This window comes from Spirosoma litoris (assembly GCF_054776755.1).
The window spans coordinates 333,394-358,415 of record NZ_BAAHBI010000010.1; the positions used below are offsets into that span (position 1 = coordinate 333,394).

The 25,022-nt window shown below is 46.9% G+C and carries 21 protein-coding genes; 6 read left to right on the forward strand and 15 right to left on the reverse strand.

What is annotated here, in order from left to right; all coding sequences use genetic code 11:
- Positions 1 to 5 precede the first annotated feature (5 nt).
- The 9 genes from ACYVGR_RS07835 to ACYVGR_RS07875 all read right to left on the reverse strand — a co-directional run bounded on the left by ACYVGR_RS07835 (position 6) and on the right by ACYVGR_RS07875 (position 12,059).
- Positions 6 to 419 (reverse strand): 3-hydroxyacyl-CoA dehydrogenase NAD-binding domain-containing protein, encoded by a 414-nt coding sequence (locus ACYVGR_RS07835; RefSeq protein ID WP_460955250.1) that lies wholly within the window; start codon positions 417 to 419, stop codon positions 6 to 8.
- The gene (locus ACYVGR_RS07840; RefSeq protein WP_460955252.1) at positions 416 to 823 is read right to left on the reverse strand and encodes a RidA family protein; all 408 of its coding nucleotides are present in this window, start codon (positions 821 to 823) and stop codon (positions 416 to 418) included. Before ACYVGR_RS07840 ends, ACYVGR_RS07835 begins: the two co-directional genes overlap by 4 nt.
- Positions 820 to 1,617: a creatininase family protein gene (locus ACYVGR_RS07845; protein ID WP_460955254.1), complete on the reverse strand. Its 798-nt coding sequence runs from the start codon at positions 1,615 to 1,617 to the stop codon at positions 820 to 822. The genes ACYVGR_RS07840 and ACYVGR_RS07845 overlap by 4 nt, the downstream gene beginning before the upstream one ends.
- Positions 1,618 to 1,716: 99 nt before the next feature.
- Entirely contained in the window at positions 1,717 to 3,507 is a 1,791-nt protein-coding gene (locus ACYVGR_RS07850; RefSeq protein WP_460955256.1) for a RagB/SusD family nutrient uptake outer membrane protein, read from the reverse strand.
- Between the two features lie 23 nt (positions 3,508 to 3,530).
- Positions 3,531 to 6,692, reverse strand: a complete 3,162-nt coding sequence (locus ACYVGR_RS07855; RefSeq protein WP_460955258.1) for a SusC/RagA family TonB-linked outer membrane protein — start codon at positions 6,690 to 6,692, stop codon at positions 3,531 to 3,533.
- 718 nt (positions 6,693 to 7,410) lie between these two features.
- On the reverse strand, positions 7,411 to 8,049 hold the full coding sequence (locus ACYVGR_RS07860) for a GntR family transcriptional regulator (protein WP_460955260.1): 639 nt from the start codon (positions 8,047 to 8,049) through the stop codon (positions 7,411 to 7,413).
- 121 nt (positions 8,050 to 8,170) lie between these two features.
- Positions 8,171 to 8,533 (reverse strand): cupin domain-containing protein, encoded by a 363-nt coding sequence (locus tag ACYVGR_RS07865; protein ID WP_460955262.1) that lies wholly within the window; start codon positions 8,531 to 8,533, stop codon positions 8,171 to 8,173.
- Positions 8,534 to 8,546: 13 nt separating this feature from the next.
- Positions 8,547 to 10,445, reverse strand: a complete 1,899-nt coding sequence (locus ACYVGR_RS07870; protein WP_460955264.1) for a redoxin domain-containing protein — start codon at positions 10,443 to 10,445, stop codon at positions 8,547 to 8,549.
- 150 nt (positions 10,446 to 10,595) lie between these two features.
- Positions 10,596 to 12,059 (reverse strand): sodium:solute symporter, encoded by a 1,464-nt coding sequence (locus ACYVGR_RS07875; protein ID WP_460955266.1) that lies wholly within the window; start codon positions 12,057 to 12,059, stop codon positions 10,596 to 10,598.
- A 158-nt stretch (positions 12,060 to 12,217) separates the two neighbouring features.
- Here ACYVGR_RS07875 and ACYVGR_RS07880 point away from each other — a divergent pair, with 158 nt between their 5' ends.
- The 5 genes from ACYVGR_RS07880 (at position 12,218) to chrA (ending at position 16,505) form a co-directional block, all read left to right on the forward strand.
- Complete coding sequence (locus tag ACYVGR_RS07880; RefSeq protein ID WP_182463388.1) at positions 12,218 to 12,508, forward strand: ATP-dependent Clp protease adaptor ClpS; 291 nt, start codon at positions 12,218 to 12,220, stop codon at positions 12,506 to 12,508.
- A gap of 91 nt (positions 12,509 to 12,599) precedes the next feature.
- Positions 12,600 to 13,211, forward strand: a complete 612-nt coding sequence (gene recR / locus ACYVGR_RS07885) for a recombination mediator RecR (protein ID WP_460955268.1) — start codon at positions 12,600 to 12,602, stop codon at positions 13,209 to 13,211.
- A 150-nt stretch (positions 13,212 to 13,361) separates the two neighbouring features.
- Entirely contained in the window at positions 13,362 to 14,057 is a 696-nt protein-coding gene (locus ACYVGR_RS07890) for a superoxide dismutase (protein WP_460955270.1), read from the forward strand.
- A 140-nt stretch (positions 14,058 to 14,197) separates the two neighbouring features.
- On the forward strand, positions 14,198 to 15,157 hold the full coding sequence (locus tag ACYVGR_RS07895) for an isopenicillin N synthase family dioxygenase (RefSeq protein ID WP_460955272.1): 960 nt from the start codon (positions 14,198 to 14,200) through the stop codon (positions 15,155 to 15,157).
- 145 nt (positions 15,158 to 15,302) lie between these two features.
- Positions 15,303 to 16,505, forward strand: coding sequence for a chromate efflux transporter (gene chrA, locus ACYVGR_RS07900; protein WP_460955274.1), 1,203 nt, complete (start codon positions 15,303 to 15,305; stop codon positions 16,503 to 16,505).
- Positions 16,506 to 16,520: 15 nt separating this feature from the next.
- Here chrA and ACYVGR_RS07905 read toward each other — a convergent pair whose 3' ends face one another.
- The 3 genes from ACYVGR_RS07905 to ACYVGR_RS07915 form a co-directional block, all read right to left on the reverse strand.
- Positions 16,521 to 18,695, reverse strand: a complete 2,175-nt coding sequence (locus tag ACYVGR_RS07905) for a GEVED domain-containing protein (RefSeq protein WP_460955275.1) — start codon at positions 18,693 to 18,695, stop codon at positions 16,521 to 16,523.
- Positions 18,696 to 18,898: 203 nt separating this feature from the next.
- Entirely contained in the window at positions 18,899 to 19,387 is a 489-nt protein-coding gene (locus tag ACYVGR_RS07910) for a GtrA family protein (protein WP_460955277.1), read from the reverse strand.
- A gap of 63 nt (positions 19,388 to 19,450) precedes the next feature.
- Entirely contained in the window at positions 19,451 to 20,368 is a 918-nt protein-coding gene (locus ACYVGR_RS07915; RefSeq protein WP_460955279.1) for a PhzF family phenazine biosynthesis protein, read from the reverse strand.
- Positions 20,369 to 20,681: 313 nt separating this feature from the next.
- On the opposite strand from ACYVGR_RS07915, the gene ACYVGR_RS07920 reads away from it, so the two are divergent.
- On the forward strand, positions 20,682 to 21,212 hold the full coding sequence (locus ACYVGR_RS07920; protein ID WP_460955280.1) for a GNAT family N-acetyltransferase: 531 nt from the start codon (positions 20,682 to 20,684) through the stop codon (positions 21,210 to 21,212).
- A 179-nt stretch (positions 21,213 to 21,391) separates the two neighbouring features.
- Here ACYVGR_RS07920 and ACYVGR_RS07925 read toward each other — a convergent pair whose 3' ends face one another.
- From ACYVGR_RS07925 to ACYVGR_RS07935, 3 genes are all read right to left on the reverse strand, one after another.
- A complete protein-coding gene (locus tag ACYVGR_RS07925) occupies positions 21,392 to 22,186 on the reverse strand; it encodes a phytanoyl-CoA dioxygenase family protein (protein WP_460955281.1) in 795 nt (264 codons plus the stop codon).
- Between the two features lie 51 nt (positions 22,187 to 22,237).
- Complete coding sequence (locus tag ACYVGR_RS07930; RefSeq protein ID WP_460955282.1) at positions 22,238 to 23,608, reverse strand: hypothetical protein; 1,371 nt, start codon at positions 23,606 to 23,608, stop codon at positions 22,238 to 22,240.
- An 83-nt stretch (positions 23,609 to 23,691) separates the two neighbouring features.
- A complete protein-coding gene (locus ACYVGR_RS07935) occupies positions 23,692 to 24,765 on the reverse strand; it encodes a hypothetical protein (RefSeq protein ID WP_460955283.1) in 1,074 nt (357 codons plus the stop codon).
- Positions 24,766 to 25,022 lie beyond the last annotated feature (257 nt).

Here is a 25,022-nt window from a genome sequence, read left to right on the forward strand (position 1 = left end):
CATGGCTACGATCCGACTTCTGGGTGCTTGAGGCCGCTTTGCAAGACCGATACCGGAATGGCCGAGGTGTTACTACCAATAATTGCCGTTGGTGCGAGGACCGTTTCCAGTTGATGATACAGCCGTTTCTTTTCGTCTATACTCTCCGTAATCGACTCAATCACAACGGGATGATTGCTCAATAACGAAACGTCGTTGGTGATGGTAAGACGGCTTAGAACGCTTTCAGGTGTATCCGTCAACAGCCCTTCCTGGCTTAACTGCTGTAGGTAGCCAAGAATACGATTCCGGGCTTCATCGGCGGTTTCGATTTCTTTAATCAGCGCAATAACCGTGTGGCCAGCCGCCAGAATGCAGGTTGCAATGCTACTTCCCATCAGGCCAAGCCCTACCGTTCCGATGCGTAGTTTCGAACTCATAAATCGCTGGGTTGAACGGTGGGAGAACTGATGCGGGCAATGGCGTCAATTTCAATCTTGATTCCATCCGATAGCACCGATTGTACTGTTGTACGGGCTGGGCGTATGCCGGTGAAGAAGCTGCTATAGGCGGCATCGTAGCGGTCAAACTCGCGGATGTCTTCCAGATGGACGGTACATTTTACAATGTCATCAATGGTTCCCCCGGCGGCTTCTACAATCTTTTGTACGTGCGAGAGCGTCAGTAAGGTTTCTTCTTCGATGGTGCCGTATTTCACCTCACCCGTTACCAGATCCAACGGACCCTGACCGCTAACGAATAGCAGATCACCGACCAGCACACCGGATGAATAGGCTCCTGTGTTGACCGCTTTGTCGGGATGTTTAATTTCCAGCTTCTTCATGGTTTTGTTGCCAGGTTTTCAGACAAAGGCCAGTTTTTGAATGATTCCAGAAATTGGATCAATGCGTTGACTGCCTGGTCGAATAAATGTTTTCCTTTTTCGGGCGTGCCCAGTTGAGGTTCTCCGCTGCTACCGTTGCTGGAAATGAATTCGGTTTGTTTGAAGATCGTTACGCCCCGATACGGCTCGTCATCTTCCCAGCCGATGTAGCCATTGCGCTCAGGTCGTTGTGCCCGTGCCACCCGTTCCATCCAGACTTTTTCGGGGAAAAGATGGAGCATCAAACTCGTTTCGTATTCGCAGGCATGACTCAATGCCGGGCTTTCCATCGGAGCCTCGCCCGCAAACGGACGGCCTGCCAATTCCCAATAGGTTGCCAGCGCAATGGTAGGCTGATGGCTGGCGTCGAAACGTTTGCTCAAGATGGCCAGCGCCTGTTTCACGGGGGTAATATTGCCGCCGTGCCCGTTGAGGAGTACAATACGTTTGTGCCCACTAAGTACCAGCGACTGTACCAGATCTATAATTACCTGCGTGTATAATTCCGGGGCAAGGCTCATGGTACCGCCAAAAGACATATGGTGGTGACTGGAGCCAAACGGCAGGGTGGGACATAGCATCACCGTTTCGGGCAACGCTTTCTCGGCTTCCTGAGCAATCCTGGTTACGATATCCGTATCGGTTGACACTGACAGATGCGGGCCGTGCTGCTCCATTGCCCCGAGGGGAAGCAGAATAATGGCGTCCTTAAGGGACTGTTTAATCGATTGATACGTTGACGCGTAAAAGAGCATACTTACTTTAATTTAGCTTCTATTGATTCTTTGGATTCTATTGATTCTGGTTGTCAACACAATAGAATCTAAAGAATCAATAGTTTCGGATCAGGAAGTTTAGTACCCCGGATTTTGTACAAGTACAGGTGCGCTACCCGTCACACTTAAATCAATCTGAGCCTGCGGAATCGGGTAAAGCTCGTTCCTGCCTTTCGTGAACGTCGCTCCTTTCATATAGGTGAAATCGTAGCCTGAAATAGACGTTTCGTGCTGGACGTAATTGTTCAGCGTCGTAGCCATATAGCCCGTACCGTTATCCCAGCGACGTAGATCGAAGAAGCGGTGGCCTTCCATCGCCAGCTCCAGTTTACGTTCGAACCGGACGGCTTCCCGAGCATAGTCTTTTCCATTAGCTACGAACTGATCGGTGTATAAACCGACCTTGTAATTAGCCGCTGGCTCGCTCGTGAATCCTTTCAATGGGGCACTGTTGTCAACATATTTCTTTACCCAGCCATTCGGATTGGCGGCCCGTGCCCGAACCATATTCACGTAGGTTTGCGCCTGCGCCAGCGAACCAATTTCAACTTCCACCTCAGCAGCCCACAGGAGAACATCGGCAAAGCGAATCATGGTGTAATTGTTGGATGTCCAGCGCGAAAACATGGAAGTTGTTGCCTGAGCGGCCTGATAATAGATTGTTTTAATCGGACTGTAAGGCCCTGCTACAGCTTGTACCCGAATCCAGGCTTTACCCGGATGGATACCCCAGTCGAGGTAGGGTATTCCCCGGCGACCAACTGTATAATCCAGACGCGCATCGAGGGTTCCGGTGTAGGGTGTAAACGGTGCGCTACTTTCAATACCCTGATCATTGGTTATATCGGAGTTATTGAAGGTTGTGAGCAAAGGCAGACCTGTATTAGGGTCGGTTTTGTACGAGTTAACCAGACTGAACGAAGGCTGATAGGCTCCGCAACAGGTAGCCGGGCCACCCATCGGGAAGTTCAGTGCGTCGCCGTAGTTGCCGTTCTGATAGGTTTGATCGATAGACATCTGCACTGCGAAAACCGATTCGGCGCTGTTCTTTTTTAGCGGATTGAAGTTATCAGCGAAATTGACCAGCGCATATTTAGCGCCTGAAGCCGTCACGCCATTCGCAATCACATCGGCCAGAACGGGCTTCGCGTCGGTGTATTTATCCTGGAACATGTATACCTTGGCCAGAAACGCTTTGGCTGCCCAGCTATTCGCCCGACCTGGGTCCGATTTGGTGGCGCTCAGGTTGTCGGCTGCAAATTTAAAATCCGCTTCCAGTTTAGGCCAGATCGAGGTCGTGTTCGACACGTTGTAGTTGCCGTTAGCATAACTCACCGTCTCATCGAGGTAGGGGACATTCTCCCACAACTTAGCCGCTTCGAAATGATAGACCGCCCGCAGGAACATGGCTTCGGCTTTTACCTGCTTGATTTCGTCGGCGGTCATCGAATTGTCGGTAACCTTAGCCAGCAATCGTAACACGTCGTTGGCCCGTTGCACACCCGCGTACAACACAATCCATTTGTTGTTGAATGGAGCCATGGTTGCGTCGTATTTGTAACTCTCGACCGATTCCATCGGGGGCAAAGCCGATGCCTGGGTTCCGGTATGTGCGTCATCGGAGGTTACACCCCCGAAAATCCAGTTGCTAACCCCGATAAAGTAATAGGTTGTGTTGGGAACTCCCCAGCCGTCGAGCAGGGAGTAAGCTCCAACTAAGAGGCCATTGACCCCGGCCTTGTTCGCTAATGTCGATTCGCTGGTGGCACCGATAGCCCCTACTTCCAGGTAGTCTTTTGTGCAGGAATTGGTTGCGGTTAAAAATACCAGGCAACACGATAAGCCGACAACAAACTTCTTATAGTTCATGATTGATAACGGTTTATGGTATTTTAAAAAGAGACGTTAAGGCCGAAGATGAAATTTTTCTGATTGCTGGGGTAGTTACCATAATCGACGCCAAAGGCCGAGCTAAGTCCGCTCACTTCGGGGTCAAGCCCGCTGTATTTCGTGATGGTGAACAGATTGGCAGCCTGACCGTAGACCCGGACTTTATTCAGGCCGTATTTCCGTAACAGGAGTGGGCTCACGGTATAACCAATCACCAGCGAGCGCATTTTCAGGAACGAGCCGTTTTCGACGTAGAACGAGTTAGATACACCCGATGAGCTGAACGACCCCGTCGATTCAATCTTTGGAATGTTTGAATTTGGGTTTTCAGGCGTCCAGGCATTTAACAAATCGTTGCTTTTAGCGCCTACATAGGTACTGAAAAAGTGGGTGAACGATTTTACGGTGTTGTAAATCTCATTCCCCTGCGACCCGTAGAGCGTAGTCGAGAAATCGAAGCGCTTGTAGGTTACCCCCAGATTCAGGCCATACGTAAAGTCGGGGTTTGGACTACCCAGGAAGGTGCGGTCGCTGGCGTCAATCTTACCATCGCCGTTCACATCCTGGTATTTAAAGCGACCTGGAGCAGCACCACTTTGCGTAGGCGAAGCCGCTACTTCGTCATCGCTCTTGAACAGGCCAATTACTTTGTATCCGAAAAATGAGCTTACTTCCTGACCAACCTGGTTCCGAACGACGTTGCCCAGGTTCTGGGTGTTTGCGGTTTCGAAGTAGGTGGGCGACGGAATGTTGATTACTTTGTTGTTGTAGGTGGTAATATTGGCACCTACGCTGAACTGTAGATCGTTGTTGACGGTCCCTCTATACGTTAAGCCAATATCGACGCCTTTGTTCTGAATATCGCCGACGTTGACAGTCGGTGCGGTTGCGCCACCAGCCGTTGCTGGCAAGGTTTGCGGGAACAAAAGACCATTGATCGACTTCTTGTAATATTCGAAAGATAGGTCGATTTTGTTAAGCAAGGTGGCATCGAAACCCAGGTTAGTCACTACGTTTTCTTCCCATCCCGTATTCGGGTTTCCGATGTTGGTTTGCGCAAAGCCCTGCGTGATTTTGTTGCTACCCGTAATGTCGTAATACGCATCGTAGAACGACCCACCGAACAGCGTAAAGGCGTTTTGTGGGCTAACGTTATTCTGCGAACCCAGCACGCCGTAGCTGCCACGTAGTTTCAGATCGTTCAACCAGGTCACGTTTTTCATGAACTCTTCGCCCGTCACCCGCCAACCGGCCGATACCGATGGAAACGTACCATATCGGCGCTGAGAGCCAAACCGCGATGAGCCATCCCGACGAACAGTAACGCCTAACAGGTACTTCTCTTTGAACGAATAATCCAGCCGACCAAATAGAGAAAATAAGGTGTTTTCGTAGGCGCTACTGGTATTGGTTACGTTCGATGTACCGTTGTTGAGTGTCAGGTAGTCGTAGCTGGTAGAGAAGAAACCGCTGCTGGAAGCCGTAACTGCCCGGCCGTAGTTCCGAATCGCTTCTGAGCCAAGAATTACTTTTATAGTATGATCTCTAAACGCATTGGAGTAGGTCAGCGTGTTGGTCCACATTGTATTCGTGTTGTAGGCAGAAGCCTCAGCGAACGAATTGGGGTTTGTATTGCCTTCTGAGTTGTTATAAGGCGTAAACGTAAAGGTTGTAGCGTATTGATTATCAATGCTTCCGCCGAAGCTGGTCCGCGCCGTGAAGTGCTTCAGAAAGTCGACTTCAGCAAATACGTTTCCAACGACATCCCAGGTATTCGTCCGGTTATTGGCGGTGTTCATCTGAACGGCAACCGGGTTCGAAGAACTACCTAACTCAGGTCCGGCAAAGGTTCCGCCATAGTTTCCTTTGATGTCATAAACCGGAATGATTGGCATGGCCCGATATGTCCAGGCAATTGGGTTACCGCTACTCAGGTTGTCGAAACCAGGATTCTGTTTGTAGAAGAAATAGGCGTTCTCGCCAATACGAACGTTATTTTTGACCTTGAACTGCGTGTTAACCCGGCCTGAATATCGTTTGAGGTAGGTTTTCAACATAGTGCCCTGTTGATTGAAATAATTCAAAGAGACCATGTAATTCGACTTATCAGTGCCACCACTGGCTGTCAGGTTATGACTGGTTATAGGGGCACTTTTAAAAAGTTCATGGAACCAGTCGGTGCCCGTTTTGTTGACTGCCTGGATGAGGTAATTCCTAGCAGGGTTGGTTGCATCGAAGTTGTATTTTGATGGATCAACGGCTGCGTCACCTGCATTCCCTACGCCGGTTGCGCCTGGGCCACGGTATGTATAGTCCGGTAACCCATTCTGAAACAGACCAGTAGTTGGATAGGCCACTTTCGTCAAACGGGCGAAATCCGTAGAGTTCATTAAGTTGAACACATTGCCCTGCAAGGGTTGCTGGGTACCATAATAAGCATCATACGAAATAGTTGGCTGGCCTGATTTTCCTTTTTTGGTCGTTACGATAATGACCCCGTTCGAGCCACGAACCCCGTAAATGGAAGCTGCGCCCGCATCTTTCAATACCTGAACCGACTCAATATCGCTGGCACTCACATTGTTGAGTTCCGCCTGAACCCCATCGATCAGCACCAGCGGCTGGGTATTACCAAACGAGCTTATCCCCCGAATAAAGATGTTGCTGGTACTTCCGGGCGCGCCTGAATTCAGAATGGTTACCCCCGGTACCTGTCCCTGCAATGCCTGTACGGCTGAACCGGCAGGGATAGACTTCAGCGATTTCATATCGACAATCGATACCGAACCCGTAATGTCCTTCTTCTTTTCGGAGGAGTATCCCGTAACGACAACCTCACTCAACGAAGTGGTGGAAGGGGCCAGCGCAATTGAGAATGTTGTTTGTGAGCCAACCGTAATTTCCTGTGCCTGATAGCCGATATACGATACAATTACGCTAGCGCTGGCCGGAACCGTCAGCGTAAAGGCTCCATCGGCCCCGGTGAAGGTACCAACAGTTGTTGAGCCTTTAAGTAATACGTTTGCCCCTGCAATGGGTAGCTGATCTTCAGCACTGGTGACTTTCCCTGAAATCAGTGTTTGCGCATTTGCCCAAACTGTTGCCAGCATGCAGAAGAGCAGCATGCATACCGTTTCTTTTCTAAGATGTAGTGAGTCGTTCATAATCTGTTTTACAAAAAGAGTTACGCATTTGAAGAGTGTTGCCATGGGGTACTCCATCGTAGCCACTTACGATCCTTGTGAAAAGAGCCGTTGATACGTCGTTGAGCTAATCAATACATGTTTACTTCTAAAGCGGTGTGTTACACTGTGATTTAGGTCGGTTTAAGGTAAAGTAGATTCCAGACGCCATTCGGCTTGTTCGGCAATCAGTAGTTAACTGTGTAAACAGGGCCCTGCCTATTCAGCTAGCTATATCACCCGTCGACTTGTTTGCAGTGCGACTATTGGTACTAACTCTATTTAGCAAGAAGGACTGTGCTTGCTTCTGGTATTTGATTACAAATCAAGTGTATTTTTGTAAACAAAAAAAAATTTCAGAATAATTTTTAAGCTAAACGGGGTAATTCTTTCAAGAAATAGGGAGTGAAAGGTCATTTCGGATGAAATAATCGGCAGATTGGCAAAAGAGAAGAATAAACACGAAGTGAAATTGTTGGCAATCGGGTTGGAGAGTGGACGTTTACAGGATCCGTTGAATGTACCTTGCTAGGTAAGTTTGATAAGTGGGGGAAAGGTACGAATGTCCCATCGGGGGCGTACCAAAGCATTGTCGCATTCAAATTGGCCCATTACTTAAGCAACTAAGCCTATGCAAAATGACCCCGATGGATGGTCGGGGTCGTGTGCAGGTAATTCTTATATATTATTCGTATTTCCGCTATTCAATCTCTAGCGAAGCGGCTTCTCCCCGGAGTAAATGCTTGATAAGTGCCTCTTGTGCAAGGGGTAAGTCTTTGTCTTTCAGCCCTTTTAGTATTTGTCGATGTTCCTGGTCAGTAAGCTCATAATCGTTCATGTGTATCTGAGTCTTCCCAATTTTTTGGTGGAATAAGGGAATGTTGCTGATTTGGTAAATGTCCATTAGCTTAGAATTACCAGCACAGTCGATGAGGGTTTCATGAAATTTGACATCAGCCTCCAGCGCACCGCTCAAATACCCACGAGCGACCATAGACGAGAAGTCGTCGCAGATTTCTTCAAGCTTGGCAAGCTGCTGATCATCAATCTTTTGGATCGCTAACCGTAAGGCGCTCAATTCCAATATTTCGCGTATTTCGCGTATTTCACGAATATCATCGGCCGTTATGGATTTCACGAAATAGCCGCCTTTCTCGCCAAAGACAACTAATTGCTCACCCTGAAGTCGAGTAAGCGCTTCGCGAACCGCCATCCGATTCACATCCAGCTTTTTAGCCCAGAGGTCTTCTTTTAAGCGAGTTCCCGCCACTAATTGGTTGGATAATATTTTTCGCCTGATTTCGATATAGGCCTTATTGGCAAGCGAATCGACTTTCATATTTTGTAAACAAAAAATAGATCTATTTAGATGACAAATGTAAGATTTTTTGTAATCAATTAAGTTATTGTATGATTCTGTGTGATGTATGTATTGATTATATCTCTTTTGCGAAAAAAATCTATTCCGTCACGACGACCCGATCGCCATGACTCTTGGGCGTTGAAGTAACCATAAAAACGACATCATGCAGTGAGTCGTTCCGCATTTGATGTGGAACGAAGGGCGGGATTTCGATGCCTTCGTTTGCCTTCATACGGATTGTCTCCTGATTGATTTCCAGAGTCGCTTCGCCCGATAAGACAAAGAAAAATTGCCGCGACTGTCGGTGATAATGTTTTACTTCAGCCGTTCCTGGTGGCATACGTTCCTGAATAATGCTTAGTGAATCGGATTTTACTAAATGCCAGCCATCGCACTCAGCTCCCCAGATGTAGTGTTCGGCATTTTGCGTAGATATGATTTTCGGATTATCCTCTGGCATTGGGTTTGAACATTTACTTTCCTTCTTTCAGCATTTCGACCACCAGGGCCAGCTCATTAACGGTGGCTTCAGGGTCGCCCGAAAAACCAATTTGCCGATACCGAACGCGACCATTAGGGCCAATTACCACCTTCGTTGGGATGCCCTGAACTTTATAGGCATTAGACACTTTCTGCTGACTATCCAGAGGCACCACAAAATTGTATGGATGTTTTTCCATGAAATTATGCACTCGCTGAACTGGCCCACCTTCGCGTGTATTGACGAACAGGAACCGGACATTTGGGTCACTTTGGAATCGATTCTGAGCCTGTTGCATGGCTGGGAACGACGCAATGCATGGCCCGCACCAGGTGGCCCAGAAATCAAGGACAATCACTTTACCCTTAAAGGCCGAAGACGAAATGGTTCGCCCCAATAAATCGGTGAGGGTAAAGGCAGGAGCTGGCTCGTTGATCAGCTTTTCCTGAATCTCATCGCGTTGATCTGCCTTTATATCGGCTTCGAGATTGGCCAGATACGTATCGGCTTTGGCAGGTGTGTTGCCGGGTTGTTTGGCATACCAATCATGTAACGCGGTTTTCAGGCCCGGTGTCGCCTTGCCTACCTGAATGGCAGCCTCAGTCATCGGAAGCGCATCGGAGGCATGATTCGCCCGTAGAGCGCATAGGAAATAGCGTTCGTTCGTGCGTGGATCACTGGCTTCGGCATCATCGGGATTGATAACCTCCTGGTAGGCAGTATAGGCTTCGGTGTATTTGCCTTGCTGTTCCAATGCCCGAGCATACGTGTTCATTAACTGCCGTTGCCGGTTTTGCTTTTCAGCTTCCCAGTTAGCCGACGCGTTTCTGGGTTTGGGGTGCGCTTTTAATACGGTGATCGCGTGCTTGATCAGCTGTTCCGCTTCGGGTAAAGAGCGACGTTCGTCGGCTAGTTGAAAGGCAATGGTATTCAGAACCAGTACATCGGTTTGGGTGGTTGGCTGCTGTTCGACAAACGTAACCAGACCCCGGATATCGTTATTTTTGAAGTATCCATTTGTCATAATCACCGCCAGATCGGACAAATGCGATGAAGTCGGAAATTCATGGACAAAGGCTTCATAAGCCGCTTTTTGGCGAGTCCAGTCCGTTTGGGCCCGAATGGCGATAGCGCGGTCTTTCTGTACTAACGAACCCGCAGGTTCCAACACTTTTTGCCGCTCGCGGAGGGCATTCACTTTCTGATAATCACCCATGCTATCGTACAATCGTATCGCATCGGTCAATTCAGTAAGCGTTGGATTTGGGCGGGAAGCTAAATAACTCTCTATCTCGGCTTTGACTTTAGGACCATAGCCCGGTTTTTTCTGTTTAATAAGCGCGGCTAACCGATCGGACCAGTACAGCGGCTGCAAATCAGGGTTTTGTGCCAGCTCATGATTATAGAGCGTGACAACCCAGTTAGGATCGAACCGTGTGTTTGTTTCATTCAAAAAATGACTACGTGTAAATACCGATGCCTGACCACCCGTAGCATGGGGTACAATTCGGCCCGATGCATCACAAACCGGAATGACATAAAACTGGCCATTGTTCAGGTCAGTCCGCTGAGGCTGCTTGCTATTTCGAAAAAACAGCATTGTCCCCGTTACGTCTTTAGTCGGGATGTAAATTTCGCCCACATAATCAGTGCCCTGTCGTACTAACGAGACGGTTGTCGGGCGGCTGATCTGCATCATACTTGGGGTACTATACCGCACAAAACGACCCTCCAGTGTGCTGTCTTTGGCCAGAGGGGTCGTTTGGGGGCTATATGTAAATGACACTATCTGTCCAAGCTGCGGTTTTTCGGGCGAAAAACAGAATTGGGCCTGAGCGAATGAAAACGCTATTGACAGCAGGGAAAAGGTTAGGGAAAGTCTACTATTCATAACGTATTTTGTGTCACAACCGACTAAAGTCAATAATAAAATAGAATTAACCACAAAGACACGGAGAACGCAGAGTTATAGTTTGATAATACGTGAATTTCTGCTCTGAGTTCTCTGTGTCTTTGTGGTACATAATCTTGCAAAATGCACTTACACCGCCACAACTTCTTCTTTCTGTACCGGTTTCGAAATCGCCCACAGGCCAACAAACGTAAACAGGCCGTTCAGTAGTAACCGTTCGAAACCAAACTGATAACCGCCAAACCAGGTCGCTGAGTTTTCATTGACATAGTAGGTGAGTATGGGTGAAACCACACAAATGAACGGCACAACGCGATCCATAACTGGGCGTTTGCTGAAAATACCAAATGCATACAACCCCAATAATGGTCCGTAAGTATAGCCCGCAATGTCAAAAACGGCGGTAATGACTTCTTTGCTATTCAACTGTCGGAACACAATGATGACGATATAAAACAGTATTGAAAAGCCAATATGAACGATGTGTTTGATTCGGGACCGTTCGGCTTCCGGGCGCTTCTCCACGTCCATGAAATCGACACAAAAAGAGGTTGTTAGCGCGGTTAGAGCAGAGTCGGCACTGGCGTAGGTAGCGGCTGTAATACCCAACAGAAACGTAATGGCAACAACTAGACCAAGGTGATTGAGCGCCAGCATTGGGTACAGGTCATCGGTACGAGTTGGTATTTCGATACCTTCGCGTTGAGCATATACGTATAACAAGACACCAAGCGAGAGGAACATAAAGTTCACGAAAACGAGTGTTACCGTAAACCAGAACATGTTCTTCTGGGCTTCGCCAATATTCTTACAGGTCAGGTTTTTCTGCATCAGATCCTGATCAAGACCAGTCATTACGATAGCAATGAATGCCCCCGAAATAAACTGCTTGAAGAAGTTCTTAGGGTCATTGCCATCCCAATAAAACACCTGCGACATCGAGCTGGTTTTTACGGTTTGGATCAATCCGCTGAACGATAAACCCAGCTCCTGGGAGATTAGCACAATAGTCAATACAACCGCCGTAACCAGAAATACGGTTTGGAGTGTATCGGTTACAATAATCGTTTTAACGCCCCCTTTGAAGGTGTAAATCCAGATTAATCCGATTGTGATGAACACCGAAACCTCGAATGGAACGCCCAATGCGTTGAAAAGAGCAATCTGTAAAACCCCGGCTGCTACGTAAAGCCGCACGGCTGAACCCACCGTTCGGGCAAGCAGAAAGAAGCCCGCTCCCGATTTGTAGGACCAGAACCCAAATCGCTTTTCGAGGTAGCCGTAAATGGAAATCAGATTCAGTCGGTAATAGAGGGGCATCAATACGGAGCCGATCACAAAGTAACCAACGATGTAGCCCAGGACAACCTGAAAATACGAAAATCCAATCTTTCCAACAGCTCCTGGAACCGAAATAAATGTAACGCCTGATAAGGAAGTGCCAATCATCCCGAAAGCGACTAACCACCAGGGAGACTGGCGATTCGCGGTAAAAAAAGCATTGGTATCGGCTCCCCGGGCTGTGTAAAACGAGACGGCAATCAGCATCCCGAAATAGGCAATTAAAATCACTAAAGCGAGGGTAGTGTTCATGAAGTAGACTAACGATTTATAACGGACAACGTACAAGTGGAAAGCCTGTCCGAAGGCAACTTTTTAAGCTCAATTAAGGTTGTTTTTGTGTACGGATATAGTTTTTAAAACTGCCCATTTTTCCGTAAATTTGCTAAGTAAACACGCTTTTCGATCCCATGCAACCTTTTGAAGAAAACGACTGGTCGACCGACGTACATGTACTCGATGAAGTAGTTGAAACCGACGTTCATAACCTCGTGGTTTTCAATGATGATGTCAATACGTTTGAACACGTCATTGATACGCTGATCGACGTTTGTGAACACACCCCCGAACAGGCCGAGCAATGCACACTCCTGATTCACTACAAAGGGAAGTGCTCTGTTAAAAACGGTTCATGGGAAGAACTTGTCCCGATGCGTAATGAGATCTGCCGTAGAGGTATCTCGGCTGAGGTTTTAAATTAAAGGCGAAAGAGCGAAAGAGTGCAAGAGCGAAAGTTGACGCGTCAGCCACTCTTTCGCTCTTGCACTCTTTCACTCTTTAATTAGCAAACAATTGGAGTATCCATCCAAACTAATAGAAGAAGCGGTTAACGAGGTGTCGAAGCTGCCGGGAATTGGGAAGAAAACCGCACTCCGGCTGGTATTGCATCTGCTTAAACGTGACGAAGACCAAACCGAGTTGCTGGCCCAGAGCTTAACGGCCATGCGAACGAAGGTCAAATATTGTCAGAAGTGCCATAACCTGTCAGACCACGATCTGTGCACCATTTGCGCCAGTCACAAACGCGATCAATCCTTGATTTGCGTTGTAGAAGACACGCGCGATGTCCTCGCGATTGAAAATACGGCCCAATTCAAAGGCTTATATCACGTGCTGGGAGGAATTATTTCGCCCGTTGAAGGAGTCGGTCCAAGCGATTTGCAAATTGACTCGCTCATGGCTCGTTTACGGGGGCCAGAAGGTGAACACGTTCGCGAAATTATCCTGGCCATTAGCCCCACCATGGAAGGGGATACAACAGCTTTTTATCTGCAAAAGAAACTCAAGCCGTTTAATCTTAAAATCTCGACCATTGCCCGGGGTATTCCCATCGGGGGCGATCTCGAATATGCCGATGAGGTAACCCTTGGCCGGAGTATTCTGAGCCGGATTGCCTATGAATAATCTCTGGCTCCAATAGCCTAGGGGAGACAAAAACTCGTTTCTTTGCGTCTGTGACCGTTCGTTGTTGAACATTCGCCCATTTGTGGGGTTTTGTTTAACGGCACCTGTGGTCACAGACGTTTTTTGTTTTTCCCAAAACCAATCATTCGCATGAATCGCTCCGAGTTTTTGAAACTGGCATTCGGTACTTCAGCCAGCTTGATAGCCTTCCGTTCTCTTGGATTTGCACCTGCTCAGGCAGAGGGACCGTTTAAGTTGCCGCCACTCCCTTACGATACGGGCGCACTTGAGCCACATATCGATAAAATGACCATGGAGATTCACCACGGTAAGCACCACAAAGCTTATGTGGACAACCTGAATAAAGCGGTTGCCGGAACCGACATGGCGAAGATGGATATTGAGGCCCTGGTGAAAAGCGTAACAACCAGTACCCCAGCCGCTGTGCGTAACAACGCGGGTGGTCACTGGAATCACACGTTCTTCTGGAATATCATGGGGCCTAATGCGGGTGGCGCACCAAAAGGCGCTCTGGCCGATGCGATTAATAAGAAATACACTTCGTTCGACAATTTTAAAACGGAATGGGCTAAGGCTGCCACCGGTCGTTTTGGGTCAGGCTGGGTATGGTTGATCAAGAATGGTAACGAGGTTGAAATTGTCTCGACACCGAATCAGGACAACCCACTAATGGCGCTGGCCGAGAAAAAAGGTACACCTGTTCTGGGCCTTGATGTTTGGGAACATGCTTATTATCTGAAGTACCAGAACCGTCGCCCCGACTATGTTACCGCTTTCTGGAACGTAATTGACTGGAATAAAGCAAGCAAGCATTTCGGCGCCTAACCGAAAGAGTAATAGCGTTAAAAAGTTATAAAGTCATAAAGTTGTAGAGTTGGTTAACACGCCCATGGACTCTACAACTTTATGACTTTATAACTTTTTAACTCTTAGCTTTTGTATTTTTGTGAAAATAGTTTTCGTCTATGTTAGCAGAAGAATTATACAATGAAATTCCGTCTTTGGATTTGGCGGATTTCACCTCAGGCGATCCTGACCGCAAAGCTAAATTCGTGCAGGATTTAGGCCGGGCGTTTAACCAGATTGGATTTGTGGCCATTCGGAACCACGGCCTGACCGATGAGTTGACGAAAAAATTATATAGCTCAGCACAGGCATTCTTTTCATTGCCGGATAGTGTGAAGCAAAAATACGAGCACCCCGAACTCAACGGCCAGCGCGGCTATATTGGCAAAGGGAAAGAAACCGCGAAAGGCTTTAAAGTCGCTGATTTAAAGGAGTTTTACCACATCGGTCAGCCTGAGCCAGAAGGCGATATGCCTGCCAATGTGATTCCTGAAGAATCGCCTGAATTCGGGGAAGCAACGCTGACAGCTTACCGAACACTTGAGAACGCAGGCAAGCAATTGCTGCGAGCTATTGCCCTTTATCTGGAGTTACCCGAAACGTATTTTGATGATAAAGTTCGGAACGGCGACAGCATTCTGCGGGCTCTCCATTACTTCCCACTTGATCCCAACACGACGCCTGATGGTGCTGTACGAGCGGCTGCTCATGGCGACATCAATCTGATTACATTGTTGATGGGGGCTTCGGCTGATGGCCTGGAAGTATTGCGTCGTGATGGTAAATGGATTGGCATTACAGCCCTGCCCGATCAGGTTGTGGTTAACGTGGGAGATATGCTCGACCGGCTTACAAACCACAAATTGAAGTCGACGATTCACCAGGTTGTGAACCCGCCCCGCGAGAAAATGAATCAGTCGCGCTACTCGATTCCGTTTTTCATGCACCCACGGGCCGATATGGACCTTACTAGCCTGGAAAGCTGTATTGATACACAACACCCCAAACTATATGTCGATATGACAGCCGGGGAGTTTCTGGACGAGCGGTTGATGGAGTTAGGACTAAAAAAGAAATAGTCAGTTACGAGTCAGGAGTAGTCAGAAATAGTCAAGTGTTGTCAGGAGTAGTTAAGAATTGCCTGATAATCGATTTCGACACTTGACTATTTCTGGCCACCCCTGACTATTCCTGACTACATTTGACCACTCCTGACCCTCAACCATGTTGCCTTATCTAACGACTGCTAAACCCGTGCGCCGAATCCGGTACATCATCTTCCTGAAAGATGTGCTGATTCTTGCCCTCACAACGTTTGGTGGTCCACAGGTGCACCTGGCCATGTTCTACGAACGTCTGGTGAAGAAAAGGCGCTACCTGACGGAAGAAGAATTGCTGGAGCTGAATGCCCTGGGGCAAGTGTTGCCGGGGCCAACCTCCACCCAAACTATCACCGCTTTAGGGTTTAAAATTGGCGGACCGAATCTGGCCTACCTGACCGTTACCATTTGGATTCTGCCTGCTGTATTAATCATGACAGCGGCCGGAATCGGGATATCTTACCTGGAACGTCATCATCTATCGCTTCAATTTGCCCGGTTTATTCAACCAATGGCCGTTGGCTTTATGATCGTGGCTGGGTATCGGATTGGGCAAAAGGTTATTCAGGATAAGGTGAGTCTGGCGCTTGCCGTTACGGCAGCGTTGGTTGGCTATGTTTTTCGATCGCCAGTTATGACGCCAATTGTTATTGCCATTGGTGGCCTCACCACTGCGCTGACTTATGAAAAGCAGGAGCGAATGGAGAAAAAGCCATTGAGCGTTCAATGGGCTAATTTTTTTCTGTGGTTAGGTGTGTTTGTTTTAGCGGCTGGAATGGGTGCTATCACGCACGCCTTGCCGGTTCGGCTATTCGAGAACTTTTATCGGAACGGCAGCTTTGTTTTTGGCGGAGGACAGGTATTGACCCCTATGCTCTATAATGAGTTCGTGGCTTTCAAGCATTATCTGACCCGTGAGGAGTTTTTGTCCGGCCTTGGTCTCGTACAGGCTGTACCAGGGCCTGTATTTTCGTTTGCCTCTTACATTGGGGCACTATCCATGCGTGATGCAGGTGTGCACGGTCAACTATGGGGCAGCTTAGTGTCAACAGTTGGGATTTTCCTGCCCGGTACGTTTCTTATCTTCTTTGTCTATCGTTTCTGGGAGCAACTCAAACGGTATCGGGTTGTACGTGCATCTCTGGGAGGAATCAATGCCGCCAGCACAGGATTGACCGCAGCCGCAGCCATCGCACTTTTTGAACCAATGGCACCACATTGGCCATCGGTGGTCGTGGTGTTAGTGACGATAGGATTGCTATTGTACAGCAAGATTCCGCCTTACGTACTGATTTTAGGTGGTTTGCTGGCAGGCATTGTCTTATAGTTTCTTCCTGAGTTCTTACGGCTGAAAGAGTAACTGACCAGTTGGATTAATGGCAAGTTGGCCACCAACCGTGTAGTTTACCTGCAACGCTTTGGCTATAAATCCATTAGGGATGGTAACCTGATGACCAATCGTAACTAAATCGGTTTGGGTGGGCAGCCGATTGCACGACCAAACGGTAGGATCGTCCCAGGAACCGACTTTGAGTGTGTACATCGCTGTGCAGGAATTGACCGTAACTACAGCAATGCCGCTACCTGTTCCAGTTGCACACCCATTGAGCACGTTAGCTAGTGTGTACGTTGTGCTGATTACAGGAGTCACGGTGAAAGTAAATGGGGAAGTCGTAATACCTGTGAATGTAATCGGCGAGCTATTGCTGGTATTCACTGTTAATGAAAAAGGGCTACTACCAGTTAATGTGGCTGTAAGGGTTGCCGTTTGCCCAGTTGTGATAGTTGTTGTACCGCTTAGGCTGGCAACGGGTGGAGTACAAGGTTGCTTCACAACTAAGATATAGTCTTCTGTCTCTCCGTAATCATAACTACCACATGGGTCTCCCGGAATTGTTGAGAACGCAGCAACGATGCGCATAGCGATTGCACTTGCGGTCGTGCTGATTGGAATGGCCAACGTACCTGAAAAGGTAGCTGCCTTATCGGCGGCTGACATTTGATATAGCCGTTCACTGATCTCAAAAACATGATTGTTGTTTAGGTCAACCCAAATTGAACTACCCATCGCATTCATCGTACCTTTGGTAACTGTAAACGTGGCCGATTGCCCTGCTGTGACTGTTCCACTGACACCTGTAAATGACGTATAGTAACTAGTTGTGCTGGATGAACAACCCGAATTTTGACTTAAGATTTTATTGTTAACAGTTACACCCGTTATATTGATCGAGTAGGGGCATCCATCGTCAGAGAAATTAGGAAGGCAATCTGGCGCAACTACAGATGCCGTTGTACTAATACTGCCTGTGGTTGTATTAGATGCCTTAATGCGATAGTAATAGGTAGTCCGTGGGGTAAATGATGCATCGGTAAACGTTGTCACATTAGGCTCTACCCCACCTATCGGGACGAATCCTGTTGTCGGTGATGTGGATCGTTCGATAAAGTAACCCATTTCATTGCTGGCGTTATCCTGCCAGGTTATCACTAGTTGATTACTCAGAATGCTGGCGACTACGTTGGAAGGGGCTGCCATGCTTGTTGGAGGAGCATTTAGCGTATAAGCGGTGTGGCTCTGGCGGGTGGCTAGACCGGCCTGAATCCGGTCATATTGGCCGGCTGTAAAATCATGCGTACAGGGATAATAGTAGGACATAATATTCGTTGGCGAAGGGGAATACAGATTTCCCTGATCGTCGGTAAATGAACAGGTATAGCTAGAGGGGCATCCAGAAACGCAGGAACTGGTTGCATCAGCGTATCGCCCATAAGGATCGGCTGGCGTATCACAGATTAAATCGCCTGTTGTGGTACAGTTTGCCCCACTGCCCCGAGTCACCCGCTCATAGCCATAGGCCGATTCGAAGGTATGTAGCAGATTGAACGTATGGCCTAGTTCGTGCGGCACTAACCGATTGCCCATATCATCGTCATAATTTTCATCGAGAATGATTGTACGAGTAGAGGCTACATCATTCGATGGGAATCGGGCATAGCCTCCCAGATTTCCATTATCGAACTGATGGACATAGTATTGGTTCAATGCATTCGTTACATCGTATGGGGCTATCGTGGCATCATCTGTATTTTGCCGGTACTGGTTATAAAGGGCGTCGTTATTTATATAGTCGGGAGTGGTGCCTGAAAAATAGAACTGGATACCGTTACCATTCTGAAGATAATACTTGTTGGTAAGCGCCATTACATTGTTAAGGCTAGCCATGGTATAGCCGCCCGTACCATCCGATTTGCGGATTATGTGCGGTCGGATGGGGATGTAAGTAATCGTGGTGAAGAGTGCCCCAGAGGCTTTTTTCAAGCGGAGGGCCAACGCTGCTTCCGCTTCAAGATCCTTTCGTTCTTCGGCCGTTAAGCTTGCAGTACCACACAGAACGGCACGCGGTTTAATAAGTTGGGCTAGCAGCAAAGAAGGAGTAGCCAGGCTTAAACTGATAACTACGTAAAAGAATTGAATAGACGAATGTCTGGCTTTTTTTAAGTAGAGAGTAGGCATAGGAACCTGTTGGTATTGAAAATTCAATGTACAGCAGTTTCCTATATAAATAGATATATATTTATACTATTTTTAATGAATAGGATATAAAAATGATCTTAATTATAGTTTAGTCTTACTTTATTGATAGTTTCTAAATGTTGTTCTGGTCGACCATTTGCCAAGAGTTTTCGAGACGAACGTTTATTTCTATTCAAACTCTACTATAAGTTGAGTAATGCTTTCAGCTTTTCATAGAACCCGGTATTCGCGAATGTGAAGCGTTTGTGAAGTATATAATTACTTAAAAAGCTAAGCCCCATACCGGCAATCTGCGACATGAATTTATTCAGATTAACTTCCTTCACCGAGAAAGGAATGATAATGGTATGGGTTCCAATGGCTGCCGTTGAATAGTCATTTAGGAAAGACGCTCCATAAACGGTTATCAGGCAAGAGAGTATAGATACAAGCGTAAATTTGACGGCTTCCCGTTGTGTTTTTGCCGAGTTTTTCGCGTTGAAGGCAAAAAGCTTAGTCAGAAAAAAGCCCGCCAGAAAAGCGATGATATACCCTATAAATAAAGCTTGCTGGTACGTAACCTGAAACCAATCCTGAAGTACGCTTCCAGCTATTAGTTGTACAGATGCACCGATTGCTGCAACAATAAAATAGGCTAAAACATCTCGGCGGTTAAAAAGCTCATTGGCCATAATTAATACGAAAAAGTTGATATTAGGAGAGTTAAGAGTTACTATGATTTTGGCTTTGTTTTGCTAAACATACCAAACTCCTTCTGAGATTAATTTATTCCGCCCTCCCACATTTAGTTGATAATTACCGTTCGTGATTTTTCCATCAAGATACAAATGTGATTTTCGTCCTATTTGAAAACCCTGTTCTACAGTTACGTTAATTTGGGGACTCATATGGGCTAATAAATAAGCTAGAAAACAGCCGTTGGCGCTGCCCGTTGCTGCATCTTCCAATAGCTTATTATTTTCAAGTAATAACATTCTACTGTTATAGGTATTACCCGATTCATACGTTTCTTTGGTGAAGAAAAATAGAGAGGTGGAGTGCCCCGCCGGGCTGTTAGTTTGGTGCCGATTTCGGAAAACTAGAAACTCTTTAAATGAGTCATACGTGAGGCTAAGGCGTTCCATAGCCGCCAAACTGGTGAGCGGGATAAGAATATACGGAAGCCCAGTGCTTATTTCCTGAATAGGAAGGCTCGTGTCAATGTCGTTCAGGCTGATTCCGAGATCTTTAGAAACTTCTTCTCTTGTAAAGGTATCTCTAAATTCAGGCTGTGCCTGGCGCATGAAAAATAAGCTATCATCCAGATTTTCAGGATTGAATATGGTAATATCGATGTCGCTATGAGCTAATTCGAGGACTAAGTTAGGGATAGCTTTTGGTAAAATAAATTTAGCGATGATATAGCTGGTGCCGAGTGATGGGTGACCCGCAAACGGAACTTCCTGTTCGGGTGTAAATATTTTTACGACAAAGCGTTGATTGTCTTTATTTTCTTTAATAAAAGCTGATTCAGCAAAATTAATTTCTTTCGTAATTTGCTGCATTTCCTTTTGAGAAAGTGAATCTTCCAGATCCAGAAAAACAGCTAACTGATTACCCTGATATTTTTGAGAAGCGAAAACATCAACAATGTAAAATTTTACTGATTTCATTATACGTTAATCTGGAATCTTTTCAAACTTTCGTTTCTATATGAACTACTAACTTTTTGTCATTTTGAGGTCGGGAAAAACCTTAAGTTTGCTTATTAATCAAGCTTGAGATTTCTCCGACGTCGAAATGACAAAAAAGATTAGTAAGAAAACTTAAACACGATCTAGGAGAAATCCTTGGAAAAGAGTTGCAGTTATTTTTTGAAAATACACGACGCAAATCTAGAAGGATATATCGAGACTTACTGGCATGTAGATAGGTTTAGACGTACAATAGCCATAATAAGTCAAAAAAATCAATGTAGATTAAGCGATGAATTCACATTTTCTGTACTCACCCCGCTTACTTTTCGTAGCGGCTTCACCAAGTCTATTGCAGTCAGAGTTAATTAGTAACCAGCAACTTGCGCGCTCCCTGAATGTGGCTATTCCTGCTGATTGGCCTCCAGGTGAATATGATCAGGGAGCTATGCAATTTTTTCTGGATCAACTTTTAGCTGGTGGAGAAGAGGCTACTGGCTGGTACGCCTGGTATGTGATTGCGTATCCGACGGCAACAACTCCCGCCACTTTGGTCGCTAGTGGTGGTTACTTTGGCCCGCCAGATTCAATCGGTTTACTGGAAATTGGTTATTCTGTTTCCCACGAATGGCGACTTCAGGGAATTGCTACCGAAGTGGTTGCAACGCTCTGTAGACATGCCTGGCAGCAAGCAGGTGTAAAGCGAATTATTGCCCATACGTTACCAGGCAATCAGGCTTCTATTGGCGTGCTGGTTAAAAACGGCTTTCGTCAGATTGAAAGTGACGATTCAGAAAAATTGTGTTTTGAGTTCTTAACGTGAATTATGGAGGATTTACGAATAGAATTATACTAGTTTTTTGTCATCCCGACGGCAGGAGGGATCTTCGGCAACTGGTTATTTACCGAAGATCCCTCCTGCCGTCGGGATGACAAAAAACAATATTATAAATAACTGATAATCAGCTAATAATTTCAGATTTTGTCCATTATTCACGTTTCTTAGGCTAATCGCAATGCTAGACGAATGGCTTGCTCAACTGGTGCATAATGGCCGTTTGTCCGCTTCAATTGAAATGGATGAGCTGGTAGGAGTGGTGGCTGAGCCAAAAATCGCGGATTAGTGCCGTGGTGTGGTTGGGCAGCATGAACCAGAAACGGATGGCATAAATAGACGGTGCCCGCTTCGCCGATTGCCAGTACTTCGGGTAGTCCGGCTGTTTCGTCAAATCCGTTTACGGCCAATTCGCGCAAAGACAATCCCACTTCGCCAGCGGGCTCCAATCGACGCGCAATATCGAAGTGCGAGCCAACCCGAATACGCGTTGGTGCATCGTTTTCATTGATTGTTGAGAACAGAAACAACATCAGTAGCGATCTTCCTTTTGAAACTACATTAGCCCGCCAGGACAGAAAATCAGTCGGGTCGTCATCTTCCGTTGCAAAACTTACGTCGATGTGCCAGCCTGTATCAGTTGGATCGACGGGGCTGGGAAAACGAATAGGAAACGTACCCAAACTAGTTCGGGGTTGCCATTGACCAGAACCAACCAATTGATCGAATGCATTCAATAAGCGGGGCGTATTGGCTGCTTGCCGGAATGGTTCCTGGGCATAATTACCAAGCCGAATAACGGGACTAGTCCAGGTAGTTGGATCGTTCGGATCGCAACCCGTATCTGCCCAAAGTATAGTTCGGCACTCTTCGGCCAGGCTTGGGGAGAACGCCTGGTCAATGCGAACAAATCCCTGCTGAATAAAATCCTGAATTTGTTGATGATCAAGCGTGTTTTCCATAGCCAAGCGTCGGGTAGAAGCAATAAGGCAGGCGTTGAGCCTGCCTTACGCTTATAACTCATCGGAAAGAAACTTCCGAACGGTTTGATAGGGTCTGAGTGCCTGTGGTTTACCATTCGTCCCGTTAGTAGGCGAAGTGCCATTTGGACGAGATTCATCGGCCCGCTTTCTGTTGTTCTGAAGCGTCAGCATCTCTTTCCGTAATTGCCGCTGTTCTTCAGCACTCAAGACAGTACGTGTGGCTTCTCCCTGACCGTAGCCGTCGTTGAAATTGCTGATGCGACTATCAGTTTGGGCTAATTTTAATTCAGCAAATAACTCATTTAAATCGGCATTTATGGCCTGACGTTGTTCTTTCAACTCCGTGAGGCTAGGCAATAAATCGAGGTTGTGTTGCAGCACGTTTTGCTGGGTAAGCTGCTCCGCAAACTGAGCTTCAAGCGGAGCAATTTGCTGATCAACTCGTTTCAGACGACGGCGTAATTTCCAAAGCTTTATATCGGCCTGCAACCACCTAAACCAGAAGGCTGACAAAACCGGCAACGCAATGCCCAGACAAACGGCTCCGGCAAGTGCGAACAAAATGCCACTCAATACAAACGATAAAAGTGCCCAAGGGCTATTGACTAGGGCTAAATTTAGCTCACTCGACTGGCCCAGTTGTTTTTCAATTTGGTTAAGTGTCGATGGGCTAAGGGTTTGTGTTGCAGCAGTTGGATCGGTGTTCAGTTGGAGTTGACGAACAGATTTATTGATGGCCGATTTGAGTTGATCGGTACGATAAGCTTCATACCGAAACCAGCCTAGCACGGCTAATGTCAGTACCGAAAACACGGCCAGCGCCATTTTAAAACGCCCGTATCTCTGCCCATTTTTTACCGGATCTTCCTGGTAAGGCTGCTCGATCAGTCGATCATAAGCAGGCTTTAACAGAATGGACACCATGGCTAACCCGACGGCAAAGGCCCAGGCTTCGTTGGTGTTGCGGATGTTAAGCGCATAGGCCACAATTTCGTGGGAGATAATTAAATCACCCGCCAAAAATGAAATACCTGCAATGAGGAACAGAATTCCTGCCAGAAGTGAGTAATCAGGCGCAGCCTTGGTCCGGCGTTCGAGCAGGTTATCTCGTTCTGTTTCCAGCGCCTTCCGATCGGACTCGTGCTGGCTGATTTGTTTGGCTAACCGTTCTACCTGTACTGTATGTGCCTGTAGCGTAGCAAAAGCTGTCCGGTTGGCGTCCGTTGTTTCGGTAAGCTGCCGTTCGGTATTGGCTAGCTCGGTCCGTTTTTCCTGAATCCGTTCAGAAAGCCAGTCTGTATTGATCTGACTGGATAAATAGCCTTCGTATGTTTCCCGATTTACGCCTTCCACACCGCTGGTATAGCCGTGTTGAAAGTCGGGATTATTGGTTGGTTCCATAACTAGTCAAGTTGTATGGTTAGAAAGTTGTAGAGATATACGTTGTGCATTTTAACCAGGAGAACAGGGCAACATAATCAGTACTACAACTCATTAAACATCGCTTGTCGCTGCTGCGCGCTCAGTCGATCACGGAGACTGCGGGCAAGCTCAAACTCACTGATAAATAAGTTAACAAGCCCATCGCGTTGAGTGTTCAAACGGGTCTGTTCGGCCTGGACATGATTTAGGGCTGTTACAATAGGCCACTTCTTCGTCCGGATGGCATCAATTTCCCGATTCAGGCGCTCAATCTCGCCTTCCCAGGCAGGGATGTTCTGCTTTTTATCAATGGCTAATTGATGATTGTGCTGAATCGCTAACAGATCGGTCTGAATCGCCGTGAGTGTACTTAAAAGGAGTTTTCCGGCTAAGAGGAAGAGAAAGAACACAAACACAAATAAACCAACAGCTTGAGGGGGCGATTGGGTCTGTAAGGACTGAACGAGAATAAAAAGCGACGTGGCAAGCGGTAAGCCAAACTCCTCGATCAGTCGTCGACCGGTTAAACGAGAATCGGTTTCGTAAAAAAACGATGTTCGCCCAAACAAATTGAACATGCCCGCCATAAAAACACCGACCGCAATCCATCGATTGGGAAATGTTGGACGCAGGGTTTCGTCGATCAGATAAAAATTGCCAACGCACAACACAAGCGATAAAATCAGGCTTGCACAGTGACGAATCAGATTATGCGGAGTTGTTTGGGCGTCACGTAGATCGCTACTTTGATCACGAAGGCCTGTGATACGATTTTCCCGCTGTTCAATTAATAGATTGAGTTCGCCAATTTTGTCGGTGTAATGCTCGACCTGTTCCTCCAGCGGGGCTACTTGTTGGCCAAAATAGGCCCGAATTTGAGCGACCTTACCATCGGGTCGAGCATCTGAGAGGCCAAAAAGCACACCCTCATCGCGCAAACTCTCTTCGTCGGCCAACCAGGCGGGTAATGGCGCAGTTGTACTATAGGTATTTAACGGAAATTCAGGTTCTGGCTGGTTCTGAAAGGTAGTATCCAATGGTGCAGATACGGGCATAACCGTAACAGTAGGAGCTACAGGCTCCTGTTTTGCCGAACTGCGGGAAAAAGCGGAAAATAATCGATTGATAAGCGTCATTATAGAAACCAGCCGACATAGCGTTGGCCGGATCAGGTCGTTAAATAGAAAACGCCTGTAAATACGGAAATAGTACCCTATTGATGCAAATCATCCGTGTGATACGGAGAAAATTTAGGCTGAATGGCAAGGGATATCGGGTAAATTTAGGACTGTTGCTTCACCAAATTAGATTCTACCAGATACTATTGATTCTATTAGATTGATAAACGATAAACGTCCAAATTGAATCGTCAGAAACACTAGTACTCGTCCAA